This is a genomic window from Pseudogulbenkiania ferrooxidans 2002 (assembly GCF_000174355.1).
In the GTDB taxonomy this organism is placed as follows: domain Bacteria; phylum Pseudomonadota; class Gammaproteobacteria; order Burkholderiales; family Chromobacteriaceae; genus Pseudogulbenkiania; species Pseudogulbenkiania ferrooxidans.
Window position 1 is genome coordinate 113,066 of record NZ_ACIS01000007.1, and the last position, 16,489, is coordinate 129,554.

At 66.5% G+C, this 16,489-nt stretch carries 14 protein-coding genes; 9 read left to right on the plus strand and 5 right to left on the minus strand.

Annotation, left to right across the window (positions count from 1 at the left end; all coding sequences use genetic code 11):
- Nucleotides 1-13: 13 nt before the first annotated feature.
- On the minus strand, nt 14-724 hold the full coding sequence (locus FURADRAFT_RS13215; protein WP_008954668.1) for a ComF family protein: 711 nt from the start codon (nt 722-724) through the stop codon (nt 14-16).
- Between the two features lie 385 nt (nt 725-1,109).
- Here FURADRAFT_RS13215 and bioB point away from each other — a divergent pair, with 385 nt between their 5' ends.
- The 8 genes from bioB (at nt 1,110) to FURADRAFT_RS13255 (ending at nt 10,437) form a co-directional block, all read left to right on the plus strand.
- Nucleotides 1,110-2,093, plus strand: coding sequence for a biotin synthase BioB (gene bioB / locus FURADRAFT_RS13220; protein ID WP_008954669.1), 984 nt, complete (start codon nt 1,110-1,112; stop codon nt 2,091-2,093).
- Between the two features lie 83 nt (nt 2,094-2,176).
- Nucleotides 2,177-3,325 carry an 8-amino-7-oxononanoate synthase gene (bioF, locus tag FURADRAFT_RS13225; RefSeq protein ID WP_008954670.1) on the plus strand — a complete coding sequence of 383 codons (1,149 nt, stop codon included), beginning with the start codon at nt 2,177-2,179 and terminating at the stop codon, nt 3,323-3,325.
- 64 nt (nt 3,326-3,389) lie between these two features.
- Nucleotides 3,390-6,224, plus strand: coding sequence for an EAL domain-containing protein (locus FURADRAFT_RS13230; RefSeq protein ID WP_236261587.1), 2,835 nt, complete (start codon nt 3,390-3,392; stop codon nt 6,222-6,224).
- A gap of 97 nt (nt 6,225-6,321) precedes the next feature.
- Nucleotides 6,322-6,978 carry a class I SAM-dependent methyltransferase gene (locus FURADRAFT_RS13235; RefSeq protein WP_008954672.1) on the plus strand — a complete coding sequence of 219 codons (657 nt, stop codon included), beginning with the start codon at nt 6,322-6,324 and terminating at the stop codon, nt 6,976-6,978.
- 23 nt (nt 6,979-7,001) lie between these two features.
- Nucleotides 7,002-7,766: a pimeloyl-ACP methyl ester esterase BioH gene (gene bioH / locus FURADRAFT_RS13240; RefSeq protein ID WP_008954673.1), complete on the plus strand. Its 765-nt coding sequence runs from the start codon at nt 7,002-7,004 to the stop codon at nt 7,764-7,766.
- Nucleotides 7,763-8,677 (plus strand): malonyl-ACP O-methyltransferase BioC, encoded by a 915-nt coding sequence (bioC, locus tag FURADRAFT_RS13245; protein WP_008954674.1) that lies wholly within the window; start codon nt 7,763-7,765, stop codon nt 8,675-8,677. The genes bioH and bioC overlap by 4 nt, the downstream gene beginning before the upstream one ends.
- 61 nt (nt 8,678-8,738) lie before the next feature.
- Entirely contained in the window at nt 8,739-9,650 is a 912-nt protein-coding gene (locus tag FURADRAFT_RS13250) for a patatin-like phospholipase family protein (protein WP_008954675.1), read from the plus strand.
- Nucleotides 9,651-9,780: 130 nt separating this feature from the next.
- A complete protein-coding gene (locus FURADRAFT_RS13255) occupies nt 9,781-10,437 on the plus strand; it encodes a glutathione S-transferase family protein (protein ID WP_008954676.1) in 657 nt (218 codons plus the stop codon).
- A gap of 84 nt (nt 10,438-10,521) precedes the next feature.
- Here the strand turns inward: FURADRAFT_RS13255 and dinB are convergent, their stop codons facing one another.
- From dinB to FURADRAFT_RS13275, 4 genes are all read right to left on the minus strand, one after another.
- Nucleotides 10,522-11,601 carry a DNA polymerase IV gene (dinB, locus tag FURADRAFT_RS13260; protein ID WP_008954677.1) on the minus strand — a complete coding sequence of 360 codons (1,080 nt, stop codon included), beginning with the start codon at nt 11,599-11,601 and terminating at the stop codon, nt 10,522-10,524.
- 19 nt (nt 11,602-11,620) lie between these two features.
- On the minus strand, nt 11,621-11,965 hold the full coding sequence (locus FURADRAFT_RS13265; RefSeq protein WP_008954678.1) for a SelT/SelW/SelH family protein: 345 nt from the start codon (nt 11,963-11,965) through the stop codon (nt 11,621-11,623).
- Between the two features lie 239 nt (nt 11,966-12,204).
- Complete coding sequence (locus FURADRAFT_RS13270) at nt 12,205-14,910, minus strand: bifunctional diguanylate cyclase/phosphodiesterase (RefSeq protein WP_236261588.1); 2,706 nt, start codon at nt 14,908-14,910, stop codon at nt 12,205-12,207.
- Between the two features lie 315 nt (nt 14,911-15,225).
- Entirely contained in the window at nt 15,226-15,684 is a 459-nt protein-coding gene (locus FURADRAFT_RS13275; RefSeq protein ID WP_008954680.1) for a copper chaperone PCu(A)C, read from the minus strand.
- A gap of 153 nt (nt 15,685-15,837) precedes the next feature.
- Between FURADRAFT_RS13275 and FURADRAFT_RS13280 the strand changes: the two genes are divergently transcribed.
- Nucleotides 15,838-16,485 carry a MarC family NAAT transporter gene (locus tag FURADRAFT_RS13280; RefSeq protein WP_008954681.1) on the plus strand — a complete coding sequence of 216 codons (648 nt, stop codon included), beginning with the start codon at nt 15,838-15,840 and terminating at the stop codon, nt 16,483-16,485.
- Nucleotides 16,486-16,489: the final 4 nt, after the last annotated feature.

Consider the following 16,489-nt stretch of genomic DNA (forward strand, 5'->3'; position numbering starts at 1 on the left):
ATCAAAAAGTTGGTCAAGTTTTTAGGCTAATTGCCCGTGCCAGCACCCAGGCCTCGACCCGTTTCGCCCCCTGTTTTTTGAGGGTGGCGGCGAGCGCGGAGAGGGTGGCGCCGGAGGTCGCCACGTCGTCGACGATGGCGATGCAAAGCCCGTCCAAGCAGCGTTTTACGCCAAATGCATGTTTCGTGTTGCGGTGCCGTTCGGCACGGTCAAGCGTGGTCTGACTGCGAGTGTTGTATTTTCGCCAACACAGGTCGGCGTCAAACCGGACTTGCATTGTAGCAGCGAGTGCGTGTGCCAGCTCGTGACTTTGGTTGAAACCGCGTGCGGCAAGTCGTTCTTTTGCCAGTGGAACGGGTACGATCAGGTCGATGGCAGGGGCGGAAAGCGGGGCGTGTTCCGCCAGCAGCCGGCCCAGCGCACCGGCCATTTCCAGGCGTTTTCCGTACTTGAAGGCGTGAATCAGGCCGTCCAGGGGGTAGTCAAAACGGTAGGAAACGTGTAGCGCGTCGAAGGCAGGCGGATGGCGCTGACACGCCCCGCACAGGCTGCCGGCGGCGACTGGTTCGGCGCAGTGCGGGCAGCGTTCCGCCGGCAGGCGCGGCAGGCAGGCGTGACACGGCGGGCACAAGCCGTGGCGTGTTCCGGAAGTGCCGCATAGTAGGCAGGGTTGATTAAAAAATAATCTGTTGTCAATTAATCGTCCAAAAAGGTTTGACAGCATGGCGACCCCGCGACAAGATGCGTTCAACAAAAATCTAGGGCGTGTCACCCATTGTTTCCCCTCCGCGTTACTGCCGCGAAAACGGTCAGGCAAGGCGCCGGGCGAAGGCAATGGCCGCCCCCTTGCCAAGACCGGCAACGCCGCCTGACCGTTTTCGCGGCGCAACCCTTCGGGCCGAGTCTGCTTTTGCGCGCCACGGCGTTACTTGGCGCTCGTTTGGAATCACCAAACGTCGCGTGCAAAAACAGATCCCGGCGCGGGGTGGGAAACAATGGATGACACGCCTTGGTGATCTTCACCCTATGTCAGCCGCCGCCGGGCGGGAAGAGAGCGCGGTCGAGCGCGCTTCCCCGCCGGCGACGTGCCGGCGCTACGGATAGAGCCCATGCAACCGTCTACCATCGCATTCCAACGCCCAGCCACCCCGCATCCCGAGTCCGCTGCCTGGACCGTCGACGAAATCGAGGCGCTGCTGGCGCTGCCGTTCATGGAACTGGTGTTTCGTGCCGCCGAAATCCACCGCCAGTTCTTCGATCCGACCAAGGTCCAGCTCTCCACCCTGGTATCGATCAAGACCGGCGGCTGTCCCGAGGACTGCGGCTACTGCCCGCAGTCGGTGCATCACGATACCCCGGTGGAAAACCAGCCGATGATGACGGTGGACGAGGTGGTCGAGGCCGCGCGCCTGGCCAAGCAGAACGGCGCTGGCCGTTTCTGCATGGGGGCCGCCTGGCGCGGTCCGAAGGACGCCGATCTGGACAAGACGCTGGATATGGTGAAACGGGTCAAGGCGCTGGGTCTGGAGACCTGTGCCACCTTCGGCCTGTTGAAGGATGGCCAGGCGGAAAAGCTCAAGGATGCCGGCCTCGACTATTACAACCATAATCTGGACACCGCGCCGGAGAAGTACGCCGACATCATTCAGACGCGCGAGTACGAAGATCGTCTGGACACGTTGGGCAAGGTGCGCGGCGCCGGCTTGTCGGTATGCTGCGGCGGCATCGTCGGCATGAACGAAACCCGCACCGACCGCGCCGGGCTGATCGCCCAGCTGGCCAACCTCGATCCGCAACCGGAATCGGTGCCGGTGAACAACCTGGTGAAGGTGACCGGCACGCCGCTCGACGGCGCCGAGCCGCTGGACTGGACCGAGTTCGTGCGCACCATCGCGGTGGCGCGCATCACCATGCCGAAGAGCTACGTGCGGCTGTCGGCCGGCCGGCGCGAGATGCCGGAGGCGATGCAGGCGCTGTGCTTCATGGCGGGCGCCAACTCCATCTTCTATGGCGACAAGCTGTTGACCACCGGCAACCCCGACGTCGACGCCGACCGGGCGTTGATGGAGAAGCTGGATCTGGCCCCCTTATAAGGGTCTCTTCACGCTACAACGTTGGCCGAAGCCGTGCGGGTCGGATCCCGCCGCCTTCGGCCATGCCTTTATATGGAGTTGCCATGCAGCCACAGCAACTGTCCGCCGCCCTGGCGGAACTGGACGCCAGTCACAGCCGGCGGACCCGGCTCACGCTGGAGAGCCCGCAGGGGCCGCTGATCCATGTCGGCGGGCGCGATTACCTGGCGTTCGCCAGCAACGACTACCTGGGGCTGGCCAACCACCCGGCGCTGATCGAGGCGACCCGTGAGGGTCTCGCGCGCTGGGGGCTGGGCGGCGGCGCCTCGCACCTGGTGGCCGGGCATTTCGGCGTGCACCAGCAGGCCGAGGACGAACTCGCCGCCTTTGTCGGCACCGCGGCCGCGTTGCTGTTCGGCTCCGGTTACGCCGCCAACCTGGCGGTGATCACCAGCCTCATGGGGCGCGACGACGCGGTGTTCGCCGACCGGCTCAACCACGCCTCGCTGAACGATGCCTGCCTGTTGTCCCGCGCCGCCTTCAAACGCTTCCGCCACAACGATCTCGACCATCTGGAAAGCCTGCTCAAGAGCACGCCGGCCAAGAGCCGGCTGATCGCGGTCGACGCGGTGTACAGCATGGACGGCGACGAGGCGCCGCTCGCCGAGCTGCTGGCGTTGGCCGAGCGCTACGACGCCTGGCTGTATCTGGACGATGCGCACGGCTTCGGTGTGTTCGGCGACGGCCGCGGCAGCATGGCGGAGCAGGGCATCGCCGGCGAGCGGGTGATCTACATGGCCACGCTGGGCAAGGCCGCAGGCGTCGCGGGCGCCTTCGTTGCCGGCTCGGCCGAGCTGATCGACTGGCTGGTCAACAAGGCGCGTACCTATATCTTCACCACCGCCCAGCCGCCGGCCTTGGCCGAGGCGGTACGGGCCAGTCTGGGGCTGATTGCCGGCGAGCCGTGGCGACGCGAGCGACTCGTACAGCATATAGAAATGCTACGGCATACCCTTTCTGACGTTAAATATCCATTACACGCTTCCCGCAGTCCGATCCAGCCGCTTATGATAGGCGGCAACGAGCAGGTCATGACATTATCCGCCCGCTTGCGCGAGGCGGGTCTGTGGGTGCCGGCGATCCGCCCGCCCACCGTGCCGGAAGGGAGCGCCCGATTGCGGATTTCGCTGTCGGCCGCACACGAGGCCGGACAGGTGCAACGTCTGGCTGAGGCCATCGTCGCCATGTCATGAGGTTTTAGGGGGCGCCTGCCGTGTTTTGCCGGATATCCCGGCCGATACCTACTACGATAATGACATGAATAGCACGGTAGACTATCTCTATGCGCCGCAGGCCGCCGCCGAGGCGGCCCTGGCCCTGTTAGGCGTGCACCAGCGCCCGCTGCAGGTGGCGGTCTGGGCCAAGGTCGGCACGGTGTGGCAATGCCTGGCTTGGCGCGGTGCCGTCGACGGGTTGGTGTCCCCCGATGAGCTGCAGCGGGGACGGCTGCCTGGGCCCGATGGCGGGGCCGAGCCGCTGAAGAGCGGCGGCGAGCTGTTGGGCTGGCTGATCTGGCGCGGTCCGCGCCCGGACAACTGGTCTCCCGTGGCGCTGCTGCTCACCGGCCACTTGCTGGCCGCGCGCTTGCACTCGGATCAGGCCATCTCCCGCATCACCCACGAGACCATGCTCGAGATGAGCCGGCTGGCCAGCGAATGCGCCAGTCTGGAGGCTTTCCTGCCGGGCCTGCACCGTCTTCTCGGGCGCCTGCTGGATGCCCGCAACTTCTATATTGCGCTGTTGGACGAACAGGCCAACGCGCTCAGTTTTCCGCTCTATGCCGATCTGCGCGAGCCGGCCAGCGAGTGGCCGCAGCCGGAGCAGCGCTTCCCGATGGGCGGCCAGCCGCCGTCGCTCACCGCTTACCTGATGGCCGGCGGCAAACCGCTGGTGCTGTCGCGGCGCATGCTGGAAACCCTGCAGCAGAATGGTGATCTCCAGATTCACGGGCCGGTGCCGGAGAGCTGGATGGGGGTGCCGCTGAACAATATCGCCGGCCAGCCGATCGGCGCGGCGGCGCTGCAAAGCTACCAGGCGGGGCACAGCTACAGCCCGACCGAGCAGTCGCTGTTCCAGTTCGTCGCGCTGCATATCGGCCACGTGCTGGCGCGCGTGATGGTACGCAACCAGCTGGAGCAGCAGGTGTGGTTGCGCACCTGCGAGCTGGAAGGGGCCAACACCCGGCTGCGCAACGAAGTCGCCGAACGCCAGCTGGCCGAGAAGCGTCAGGGCGTGCTGTTCCTGATCGCCGAGCTGTCCAATACCAGCCTGTCGCTGGAGGCCTTCCTGGGCGGCGTGCACCGCCTGCTGGGAGAGTTGCTGCCGGCGCGCAATTGCCTTGTGGCGCTGTACGACAAAGATCACGACCTGATTTCCTTCCCCTACTACCAGGATGAGCGCTGCCCGTCGCACAAGGCGCGCAAGCCCGGCAAGGGCTACATCGAGCAGGTGCTGTACAGCGGCCAGGCGCTGCAGGTGAACTCCTCGCGCGCCAGCGGCGATGACGCCACGCTGCCGCGCAGCTGGCTGGGGGTGCCGCTCTACCACGGCCACGAACTGCTCGGCGTGCTGGCGGTGCAGAGCTACGACGAACAGGTCCAGTATGGTTTCCGCGAGCAGGAGCTGCTGGAGTTCGTCGCCAACAACATTGGTGCCGCGCTGGCGCGCATCCATGCCATGGAAGCGCTGCAGGCGGCCTACCTGGAGCTGGAAGAGCGGGTGCGCGAGCGCACCAGCGAGCTCGACGCCGCCAATGCCCAGCTCGAGTTCGACAGCCTGCACGACCCGCTCACCAAGCTGCCCAACCGCACCTACTTCGCGCGCGCGCTGCGCCGCAGCTGGGATGCCTACGTCAACGGCAGCGGCGAGCGCTTCGCGGTGCTGTTCATCGACCTCGACCGCTTCAAGCTGGTCAACGATACGCTGGGCCACCTCGCCGGCGACCACCTGCTGTTCGAGGCCGGCGCGCGCATCCGCAGCTGCCTGCGCCACAGCGATTTCGTGGCGCGGCTGGGGGGCGACGAGTTCGCCGCGCTGCTGTTCGGCATCGAGGCGCCCGGCTGTGAGCAGACCGCGCGCATGATCGTGGGCGAGTTCGATCGCCCGGTGGTGCTGATGGGGCGGGAGGTGTTCACCACCGCCAGCGTCGGCGTGGTGATCGCCGACAAGTCCTACTATCAGCGCTCGGAAGACGTGCTGCGCGACGCCGACCACGCCATGTACCGCACCAAGCAGCAGGGGCGCCACGGCTACACCCTGTTCAACCACGAGCTGCGCCTCAACCAGGCCGACCAGCTGGCGCTGGAGTCGGAGCTGCGCCGCGCGCTGGAGGTGGACGACCAGCTCACGCCGTTCTTCCAGCCCTTCATCGACGCCCGCAGCGGTGCGCTGCAGGGCTTCGAGGCCCTGGTGCGCTGGCAGCACCCGACGCGCGGCCTGATTTCCCCGGCCATCTTCCTGCCCATGGCCGAGGAGAGCGGCCTGATCATGCGCGTCGACCGCTACATGATCGAGGCCGCGGCGCGCCAGTTGCGCCAGTGGATGGACGAAGGGCGGCTGACCGACGAGGTGTCGCTGCACATCAACCTGTCTTCGGCCAACTTCCACGACCCTGAACTCTTGAACTGGATGCAGGCGCTGATCCGGCGTTACGCGTTGCCGGCCGGCATGCTGCATCTGGAAGTGACGGAAAGCGCGCTGATCGACGTACCGGACGTGGCGGCCGAGGTGATCCAGGGGCTGCACGACATGGGCGTACGGCTGGCTCTGGACGATTTCGGCACAGGCTATTCGGCGCTGTCCTATCTGCATCGCTACCATTTCGACGTGCTCAAGATCGACCAGTCCTTCGTCGCCGACCTCGACCAGAAACAGGAGTCGGCCGCCATCGTACGCGCCATCCTGGCGTTGGCCGAAGCGCTCGACCTGGACGTGGTGGCCGAGGGGGTGGAAACCGGCATGCAGCTGCGCACGCTGCGCGACATGGGCTGCAGCAAGCTGCAGGGGTTCTACTTCGCCACCCCGGCACCTGCCGCGCGCATCGACTGGGACCGCCTGGCCGGCTTCGCCAGCAGCTTCCGCCAGGTTGCCTGAGTCCGGATGATGATCCGCCGTGAGCGTGCAACCGTTCCTCGATCCGCCGTGCAGATGGCCGGGGCGGGACGCTGCGCCTCGGGATGTCGAGCCAGCCATGAGCGGTGAGCAGGAACGCGCCCCCCGGCCGGAGGGCGGCTCCGGGTTTGCCACCCGTTACAACCGCTGGCGCTACAACCTGTACGCCCCGGTCTACGACGGCGTTGTCGCCGCGTTCTTTGCGCCGCGCCGGCGCCGCGCCATTGCGCTGTTGGCACCCAACCCGGACGAGCGCATCCTGCTGCTCGGGGCCGGCACCGGGCTCGACCTCGACTACCTCCAGGGTTGCCGCCAGCTGACCGCCATCGACGTCTCCGACGGCATGCTGGCGCGGCTGCGCCGACGGGCCGCCCGGCTCGGGCTCGAGGTGGAGGCGAGCGTGATGGATGGCCAGCGGCTGGCGTTCCCCGACGCCTGCTTCGACGCCGTGATCCTGCACCTGATCCTGGCGGTGATTCCCGACCCGGTGGCCTGCCTGCGCGAGGTCGAGCGCGTGCTCAAGCCCGGTGGGCGCGCCGTGGTGTTCGACAAGTTCCTGGCCGACCGCCAGCGACCCGTCTGGTGGCGCGTGGCGGCCAACCAGCTGACCCGGATCATCGCCACCGACATCAACCGTCAGCTCGGCGTCATCGTCAATCAGACCACTTTGCACATCGAGCATGACGAATCGGCCGGGGTGGGTGGTTTCTTTCGCATCGCACTCTTGCGAAAATAGCGTTTTCCCTCATCTGGCTTCGCATGAGTCTGTATATCGAATCGCTCGGACGCGGCCCGGACGTCGTCATGCTGCACGGCTGGGGCCTGCACGGCGGCGTGTTCAGCCGCGTCGCCGAGCGCCTGGACGGGCGCTATTGCCTGCACCTGGTCGACCTTCCCGGGCACGGCGCCTCCGCCAGCCGTCATCCCTTCGACGCCGACGACATCGCCGACCTGTTGGCGGCGCAGCTCCCCTGGCCGGTGCACGTGGTCGGCTGGTCGCTCGGCGGGCTGCTGGCCCAGCACTGGGCGGCGCGCCACCCCGAGCAGGTGAAGAGCCTGGCGCTGATCGCCAGCAGCCCGCGTTTCGTCAAGCAGGATGGCTGGCCGCACGCCCAGGAGAAGAAAGCCATCGAGGGCGTCGGCGCCAGCCTCGACAGCGCCTTCGAGCTGACTCTGGAGCGTTTTCTGGCGCTGCAGATGCTGGGCGCGCCGGGCGCCCGCGACACGCTCAAGGCGCTGCGCGAGGAACTGTTCGCGCACGGTCGGCCGCAGGGCCTGCTGCCGGCGCTGGAACTGCTGCTGATGGCCGACGCGCGCGCGCTGGCGCCGCGCATCCACTGCCCGGTCGGGCTGTTCTTCGGCGCCAAGGATGCCATCACCCCGATCGGTGCCGGGCGCTGGTTGGCCGAGACGCTGGCCGATGCCACCCTTTACGAATTCCCGCAGGCCTCGCACGCCCCCTTCCTGTCGCACGAGGAAGAGTTCGTGGCGCGGCTTGCCGCCCACCTGGACCAACACGCATGAGTGAAGCGTTTTATACCGACAAGTCCCGCGTGCGCGCCGCCTTCGAGCGCGCCGCGCCGAGTTACGACTCGGCCGCGGTGCTGCAGCGCGAGGTGTCGGACCGCATGGCGGCCCGCCTCGACTACATCAAGTTCAGTCCCAAGGTGATCCTCGACGCCGGCAGCGGCACCGGCTACGGTGCGGCCGAGCTGCGTCGCCGCTATCCCGAGGCGCGCGTGATCGAACTCGATCTCGCCACCACCATGCTGCAAGCCTCGCGCGAGAAGCAACAGGCGGGCGGCGGCCTGCTGGGTAAGCTGTTCAAGCGTGCCCAACCGTGGCAGTTGTGCGCCGACGTCGAATGCCTGCCGCTGGCCGACGCCAGCGTCGACATGATCTGGTCCAACCTGGCGATCCAGTGGGTCAACATTCCGGACGGCGTGTTCGCCGAATTCCAGCGCGTGCTCAAGCCGGAAGGCATGCTGATGTTCTCGACGCTGGGGCCGGACACGCTGTTCGAGCTGCGCCAGTCCTTCGCCGGCGTGGACGGCGCCACCCACGTCAACCAGTTCATCGACATGCACGATCTGGGTGATGCACTGCTCAAGAGCGGTTTTGCCGAGCCGGTGATGGACATGGACAAGATCGTGCTGACCTACCCGCGGGTACGCGACGTGATGCAGGACCTGAAGGCCATCGGCGCACACAACGCCACCGCCGGGCGCGGGCGCGGCCTGATGGGCAAGCACAGCTGGCAGAAGGTCGAGGCGGCGTACGAACTGCGTCGCCAGGACGGCGCCTTGCCGGCTACCTACGAAGTGGTATACGGCCACGCCTGGAAGGGTGAGCCGAAGAAAAAGGCCAATCAGCTGCCGGATGGCCGCCAGGTGATCGAGTTCATGAAACCCGGCGCGCGTCCGGGCGTCAAATAGGGCGGTCTCTGTGTTTGTCGGGCGGCGTGGCCGCCCGTTTGTTTTGGATATGAGGTAAAGGATGATTGCACGTCGAACCCTGTTCCGGCTCGTGCCACTGCTGGCGCTGGTCTCTCTGAGCGCCTGCTCCGTGATGGGACCGGCCAAGCCCGAGGTCGCCGTGCCGGCCAAGCCGCTGCCCAGGCCGAAAATCGCCCTGGCACTCGGCGGTGGCGCAGCCAAGGGCTTTGCCCATATCGGTGTGATCAAGGTGCTCGAATCGCACGGCATCGTGCCCGACATCGTCACCGGCACCAGTGCCGGGAGCGTGGTGGGCAGCCTGTACGCCGCCGGTTACAACGGCCTGCAGCTGCAGAGCATGGCGATCAAGCTGGACGAGAGCAATCTGACTGATTTCACCCTGTCCACCAGCGGTTTCATCAAGGGCGACAAGCTGGCCGCCTTCGTCAACCAGGCCGTGGGCAATCGGCCGCTGGAAAAACTGGGCAAGCCGTTCGGCGCGGTGGCCACCGAGCTCGACAGCGGCCAGCGCGTGGTGTTCCGTCAGGGCAACACCGGCCAGGCGGTGCGCGCCTCGGCCAGTATTCCCAACGTGTTCCTGCCGGCCCTGATCGCCGGCAAGCGCTACGTCGACGGCGGTCTGGTCAGCCCGGTGCCGGTCAGCGCGGCGCGCGAGATGGGGGCCGACTTTGTCATCGCGGTGGACATTTCCGCCCGGCCACGCGCCGGTTCGGCCACCGGCTTCCTGTCGATCTTCGACCAGAGCATCAACATCATGAACGTCACCGCGCTGGCGCAGGAGCTGAAGCAGGCCGACGTGGTGATCCGGCCACAGGTGCAAAACATGGGTTCGACCTCGTTCGAAGATCGCCACCAGGCGATCCTGGAGGGCGAAAAGGTAGCGTTGCAGGCCTTGCCGCTGATCCAGAAGCTGGTGCAGCAGAAGTCGGTGGCGATGGCGGCCGCCCGCTGAGGTCGGTAGGGTGGCGCACTCGGCTCGCCCGCCTGGGCAAATGGCTTCATAATGACTTCTGCATGGCCGCGGTCGCGGCCATGGGCATCACTGCCGCTTCCACGCGCCCGCCCGACGACAGGAGAATCCGATGATCACGCTCTACGGTGTCGCCCTCTCTCCATATTACAACAAGGTAAAGATCGCCCTGATCGAAAAAGGGGTGAACTTTCGCGAGCAGCCCGCCGCGCCGACGCAGGCCCCCGAGGTGCTGGCGTTGAGCCCGATGGGCAAGATTCCCTACGTCGATATCAACGGCCACGCCCTGGCCGAATCCGGCGCCATCCTGGAGTGGCTGGAAGACGCCTACCCGACCGCCGCGCTGTTGCCGCCGACGCCCAATGGCCGGGCTCACGCGCGCGAGCTGGCGCTGTTGCTGGAGCATTACGTGCTGACGCCGGCCAAGCCCTTGTTCGACCATGTGCTGTTCGGCTCCGCACTGGGCGAGGCCGAGCGCGAGCTCGCCGGTGGCGCCATCGAGTCCGGCATTGCCGCCGTGATGCGTCGCGCGCGGCTGACCCCGTGGCTCAGCGGGGCCGAGTTCAGTCATGCCGACATCAGCGCCGCCGCGCTGCTGCCGTCGGTGTCGCAGGCGTGTCGCCGCACGCTCCAGCGCGATCCGGTGCAGGCGGTGCCGGAGCTGGCGGCCTACCTGAAGGCGCTGGCGCAGCGCCCGAGCGTGGCACGCACCTGGCAGGAGCGTGACGTCGCCGTCGCCGCGTTCCAGGACGCGCGGCAGGCCGGCTGAGCCCATACCCTCCTCCTTCCCGCTGGGCCGCCGTGTCCGGGCGGCTCGGCCCTTGGGGTCCGGTTTCGGCCAACCCTGGCCTGCTCAGCCGGTCTGCTCGTCGCCGTGAAACAGCGCCAGCTGGCGCGGTTCGGTTTCGTCCGCGGCGAGCCGCACGCCCACCCCCAGCAATCTGACCGGCTGCGCCCCGCGGGCGTGGCCGACCTGCAGCAATGCCGCCAGCGTGTCGCGACTCAGTTGCTGGCCCGCCTGTTCCACCGTGGTCTGGCTGAAGTCGGCAAACTTGAGCTTGACGCTCAGGCCGCGGAACGCGGGCTGGCCAGCACGCTCCAGGCGGTGCGCCAAGCGCTCCAGCAGTTCCGGCAATTTGGCCAGGCAGGCATCGAGGTCGGGCAGGTCCACCGCGTAGGTTTCCTCCACGCTGATCGATTTGCGCAAACGCTCGATGCTGACCGGGCGGGGGTCGATGCCGCGTGCCAGGGCGTGCAGGCGCTCGCCGAAGCGGCCGAAGTGACGCACCAGTTCCGCCAGTTCCCAGCCGCGCACGTCTTCGCAATGCCGCACCCCGAGCGCGTGCAGGCGTGACGCGGTGACGGCACCGACACCGGGAATCTTCCCCACCGGCAGGGCGCGGACGAAGGCGTCGACGTCCTCGGGCCGGATCACGAACTGGCCGTCAGGCTTGTTCCAGTCGCTGGCCACCTTGGCCAGGAATTTGTTGGGAGCGATGCCGGCCGAGGCGGTGATGCCGATCTCGTCACGGATGCGACTGCGGATCGCTTCGGCCATCAGCGAGGCGCTGCCCTGGCAGTGCGGCCGGCCGCTGACGTCGAGGTAGGCCTCGTCCAGCGACAACGGTTCGATCAGTTCGGTGAAATCCTGATAGATCGCCAGGATCTGCTGGCTGGCCGTCTTGTAGCGTGCGAAGTCGGGGGGGATGATCAACAGCCGTGGGCACAGATGCAGCGCGCGCGCCGACGACATCGCCGAGCGCACGCCGTAGCGCCGCGCCAGGTAATTGCAGGTGGCGATCACGCCGCGGCTGTCGGGCTGTCCCCCCACTGCCAGCGGGATGTCGCGCCAGGCGGGCTGGTCGCGCATCTCCACTGCGGCGAAGAAGCAGTCGCAGTCGACGTGGATGATCTTGCGTTGCGGCAGGGCCATGCTGCGGCCAACCTCGCTTTCAGAGCGGCGGGGTCGGTACGGCGTCGCTGTGGCCGAGCGATTTGTCCGGGGCGACACGGTCGCGTACCCGCTGCTTCAGTTCCTTGATGTCGGGAAAGCCGCCGTCGGCCTTGCGGTCCCACAGTTGCTCGCCGTCGAGGGTGATGCGGAACACGCCGCCCGAGCCCGGCTGGAGCGCCACTTCGGCCAGTTCCTTCTCGAAGGTGGTCAGCAGTTCCTGAGCCATCCACGCGGCGCGCAGCAGCCAGCGGCAGCCGGTACAGTACTGGATGGCAAGGCGGGGGAGTCGATCCGGGGTCGTCATGGTGGGCGTATCGGGGTGATGGAATACGCCGTACAGCATAGCGGAAAGTGCTGTCTTCAAGGAGGGGAAGCCGCCGGTCCCGCGAGTCGCTTTATTGTATGACGGGCCCTTGGGGCCCGCTCCTCCATCTTAGACTTCTGTCGGGTGCAAACTTGACGCTGCGGTATATGCGGGGACCGGCGGTTTTGATTCCCTCGGCGAGTGTGCCCATTAATGGGGCATCGGTAAAGCGAAATGGCCTTTCGACATTTTTTGTTGCACTGCAATGTGTCACATAACTACAACGTTGTCGGCGTTTGCTGGCCGTTCGACACTACTACCGCGTTGTGCGACAGGTAACGGCTCATGGCGTGCTGCTCCAGCGGCTTGCTCAGGTGGAAGCCTTGCGCGTAGTCGCAGCCGATCTCGGCGAGGAAAGCCAGTTGCCGTTCGTTCTCGATGCCTTCGCCGGTGACCATGGCGCCGAGCGAATGCCCCATTGCCACGATCATGCGCACGATGGCGGCGTCCTGGTGGTTGTCCGGTACCTGGTCGAGGAACTGCTTGTCGATCTTGATCTTTTCCGCGGGGAAGCGGCGCAGGTAGCTGAACGAGGCGTAGCCGGTGCCGAAGTCGTCGATCGCTAGGCTCACCCCCAGCGCCTTGAGGCGGCGGATATTGTCTTCGATGCTGCCCGACTGGCGCAGCGCCAGGGTTTCGGTGACTTCCAGCTCCAGCGCCGAGGGGGGGAGGTGGGCGGTGGCCAGGATGCCCGCGACCAGGTCGGCGAAGTGCGGGTCTTCCAGTTGCAGCAGCGAGACGTTGACCGAGATGGTGAACTCCGGCTGCCCACCCTGCCGCCACTTGGCGGTCTGCTGACAGGCTTCGCGCAGCGCCCACTCGCCGAGCGGCACGATCACGCCGCTGTCTTCGGCCAGCGGGATGAACTCGCCGGGGGAGATGAAGCCGTGCTCGGGGTGGTGCCAGCGCAGCAGCGCCTCGGCGCCGCGCGTGCGGCGGGTTTTCAGGTCGTGGTAGGGCTGGTAGCAGAGGAACAGCTGGTGCGTGCCGATGGCCTGGCGCAGTTCGTTGATTAGCAGGTGGCGGCGGTGCCAGTCGGTGCTCATGTCTTCGTGGAAGCGCACCCAGCCACCCTGGATCGAACTGCGCGAGATTTGCATCGCCAGCTCGGCGTGTTCCAGCAGGCGCAACGGTTCCTTGCTGTCCTGCGGCGACAGCGCCAGTCCGGCACTGACGCGCACGCCGATCAGCTGGGCGTTGACGTCGAGCGGCAGGTTGAGCGTTTCGTTGATGGCGGTGACGCGGCGGTTGATGCTGCTTTCGTCCTTGCCCAGCAGGATCAGGCAGAAGCGGTTTTCCGCCACCCGTGCCACCAGCTCGCCCGGCTCGGCCAGGCGCGCCAGGCGCTCGCACAGCAGCAGGATGACCTGGTCGCCGGTGTCGTGGCCGTACAGCTCGTTGAGGTTGGGCAGGGCGTCCAGCGCCAGGATCAGGCAGCCGAACACCGGGCTCTCGCTGCGGCTCTGCGCCAGTTCGTCGAGCTGCATCAAGAGCCGGGCCCGGTTGGGCAAGCCGGTGAAGCGGTCGTAGTAGGCGTGGCGATGCAGTTCGCCCTCGGCCTGCAGCCGTGCGCCCGATTCCATCATCAGCGCCACCACGTCGGCGCTGGAGCAGACGAAGTTGATCTCGTCGGGGTGCCAGGCCTCGCGCTTGTTGCGGTCTTCCACGCAGATCACCCCGTAGTGGGTGCCGGCCAGCGTAACGGCCGCGTCCAGCATCGAGCAGACGGTGTGTTCCAGCAGGTAGTCGCGCATGCTGGCCAGGCGCGGGTCGCTGGTGGCGTGGCTGGCACTGAGGTAGCGCTCCCGGTGCAGCGCGGAGAAATAGTCGGGGTGGGCGGCGAAGTGCAGCAAGGCGCCGGCGAAGTGGTGATCGGCGTCGCGGTCGATGCCGATCAGACACTCCAGCTCCTGGTGATCGGGCTGGTAGCGCCAGACGCTGACGCGGGAGACGTCCAGGGTGGCGGCCAGTTTCTGGCACAGCAACTTCAGGTAGACGTCGAGCGGGTCGCTCTTGTTCTCGCGTTCGGCAACCAGTTCGCGCAGCACTTGCCCCTGGCTGATCAGGCGCGCGGTGGTGCGCTGGTGGCGCAGTGTCAGCTGGCGCGATACCCGCAGCAGCAGCAGCGCGATGGCGATCAGCACCACCAGCAACAGCAGCGCGCGTGGCAGCAGTGCCGTTTGCAGACGGTTGCCGGGCAGCTCCTGCTGCCAGGTGAGGTAAGCCAGTGTTTGCCCTTCCGTACCTGGTACCGCGAGCGCCCCGGGGCGCTTGGCGGCGGCGGAGAAGTCGACCTGCAATTGCTCCAGGCGCAGATCGCCGGCGATGTCTTCCAGCTGCGCGGGGCCGATGTCCTTGGCGAACAGCAGGTAGCGTGCCGGGAGGGCGGCGTCCGGTTCCGTGGTTTCCGGCACGATGCGCTGCAGCGCCAGCATCAGCAGACGCGGTTCAGTCTGGTGGGTGAGCGGGTTGGGGGCGGTGTCGCGGAAAAAGGTGGTGGGGTAACCTTCGTTGCCGAGTGGCTCGAAGCGGGCGGCCATCTGTACCAGGTGCTGCCATTGCCGGGCGCTGAACGGCAGCGCCAGGTTCGGCGTTTCCTCGATGGCGCCGTTGCGCACGGCGTACAGCGGCTTGCCCTGGGCATCGGTGATGACGCCGAGCTGGATATCGAGGGTGCGGTAGATCGATCCGGTGAGGTTGGTGCGCAGCCAGGCGATATTGAGAGAGGGGCCGCTGACCGCGTGGTACATGTCGTCCCAGGCGTTGTATTCGGTCAGGTTGTGGCCCAGCGTGTTGCGTTGTTTAAGCAGGTTGCGCTCGAGCAGTTCGCCGGTCAGCTGGAGATAGCCCCGATCGCTTTGCGCGATGGTGCTGTCCAGCAGGCGCCAGGTGCCGACCAGCCCCAGTACCATGAGCAACGTCATGAGTAGGGTCGGGTTGCCTAAAGCGTGTGCTAGTCGCATCAGCAGGCGTCGCAGCATGAATATCCACTCTTGATGTGTAAGCACATGTGAATAATAAGACGCTTTTATTTAACAGTAAAAGCGGTTTTTACCCGATTTGGCTTCATGGCCAGCGCAATGTCATTTTTTTGACACGTTGACTGTAGCAGGGCGACCCGGGAGGGGCGAACGAAGGTGGCGGGCGGGCAGCGGGCGATGGGGGGAGGAGGGGGCCATGTCGGGACACGGCCGGGGCGTCGGACGCCGTGCGGGCGTCGCGACGCGGTGGGATGCTGTTCAGGGGGTGGGCATCATGCCTTCTTCGATCTTGACCTCGACCGCGATCGTGCCGGCGCGGGCGAAGCGTAGCGTCAGAGGGAAGCGTTCGCCGGCCTTGAGCGGCGCGGTGAGCCCCATCAGCATGATGTGCGTCCCGCCCGGGGCCAGCGCGATGCCACGGCCGGGGGGCAGTTCTATCCCTTCGGGCAGCGCGCGCATGCGCATGACGCCGTGATCGTTGAGGTTCTGGTGCAATTCGGCACTGGCGGCGCGCGGGGTGCTGACCGCGAGCAGGCGGTCGGCGGTCTTGCCCTGGTTGTCGAGCTTCAGGTAGACCGCACCGCTGCTCATCATGGCCGGCATGGCGCGGCTCCACGGGTGGCCGATATGCAGTGTGCCGAGCACGTAGTGGTGGGCCAGTGCCGGCAGGGCGAGCAGGCCGAGAAGGAGGGCGGTCAGGATGCGGAGGTGTTTCATGACGGGTATGGGTGCGGTCTCGAAAAACGAACCGTAGCATAGCGCCGACCGGGCGTGGCTGCGACAGATTGCCGCAGTGGCGTGCCACGTTGCGCTGGCAAGCCGACCGCAAGCGGGTAGAATGGCGACCCCCGATATTCCCGGCTGTTTTCCATGCTGAAAGACCTGTATCTGCAGTTTCTGTTTGGCGGCCTGATCAGTCTGATCACCATCACCAACCCGCTGTCGAAGATTCCGTTGTTCATCACGCTGACGCGCGACATGAGCGACGAGGGGCGGGCGCATCAGGCGCGGCGCGCCTGCCTGTTCGCCGCCGGCATCATGCTGGTGTCGCTACTGGCCGGCAACCTGATCCTGGCGCTGTTCGGCATTTCCTACGGCGCCCTGCGTATCGCCGGCGGTCTGGTGGTGGCGGTGCTAGGGTACCGCATGCTGTTCCTGTCGCAGGACCCGGGCATGGCGCCCAAGACCTCGGACGGCAAGGAGGATTACGCTTTCTTCCCGCTGGCCATGCCCGGCATCAGTGGGCCGGGGACCATCGCCGTGGTGATCGGCATCGCCACCGAGATCGCCGAATTGCACGGCGTGCCGGCCAAGGCGCTGGCGATGGCGATGACGGTGCTGGCCATCGTCCTGACCTGCCTCGGCACCTGGCTGGTGTTGCGCTCCTCGACGCTGATCGCGGAGAAGCTGGGCCGTTCCGGGCGCGAGGTGATGACGCGGCTGATGGGCTTCTTGCTGATCTGCGTCGGCGTGCAGTTCATCGGCTCGGGGGTGCGCACCTTCCTCGCCGGTTCCTGAGCCG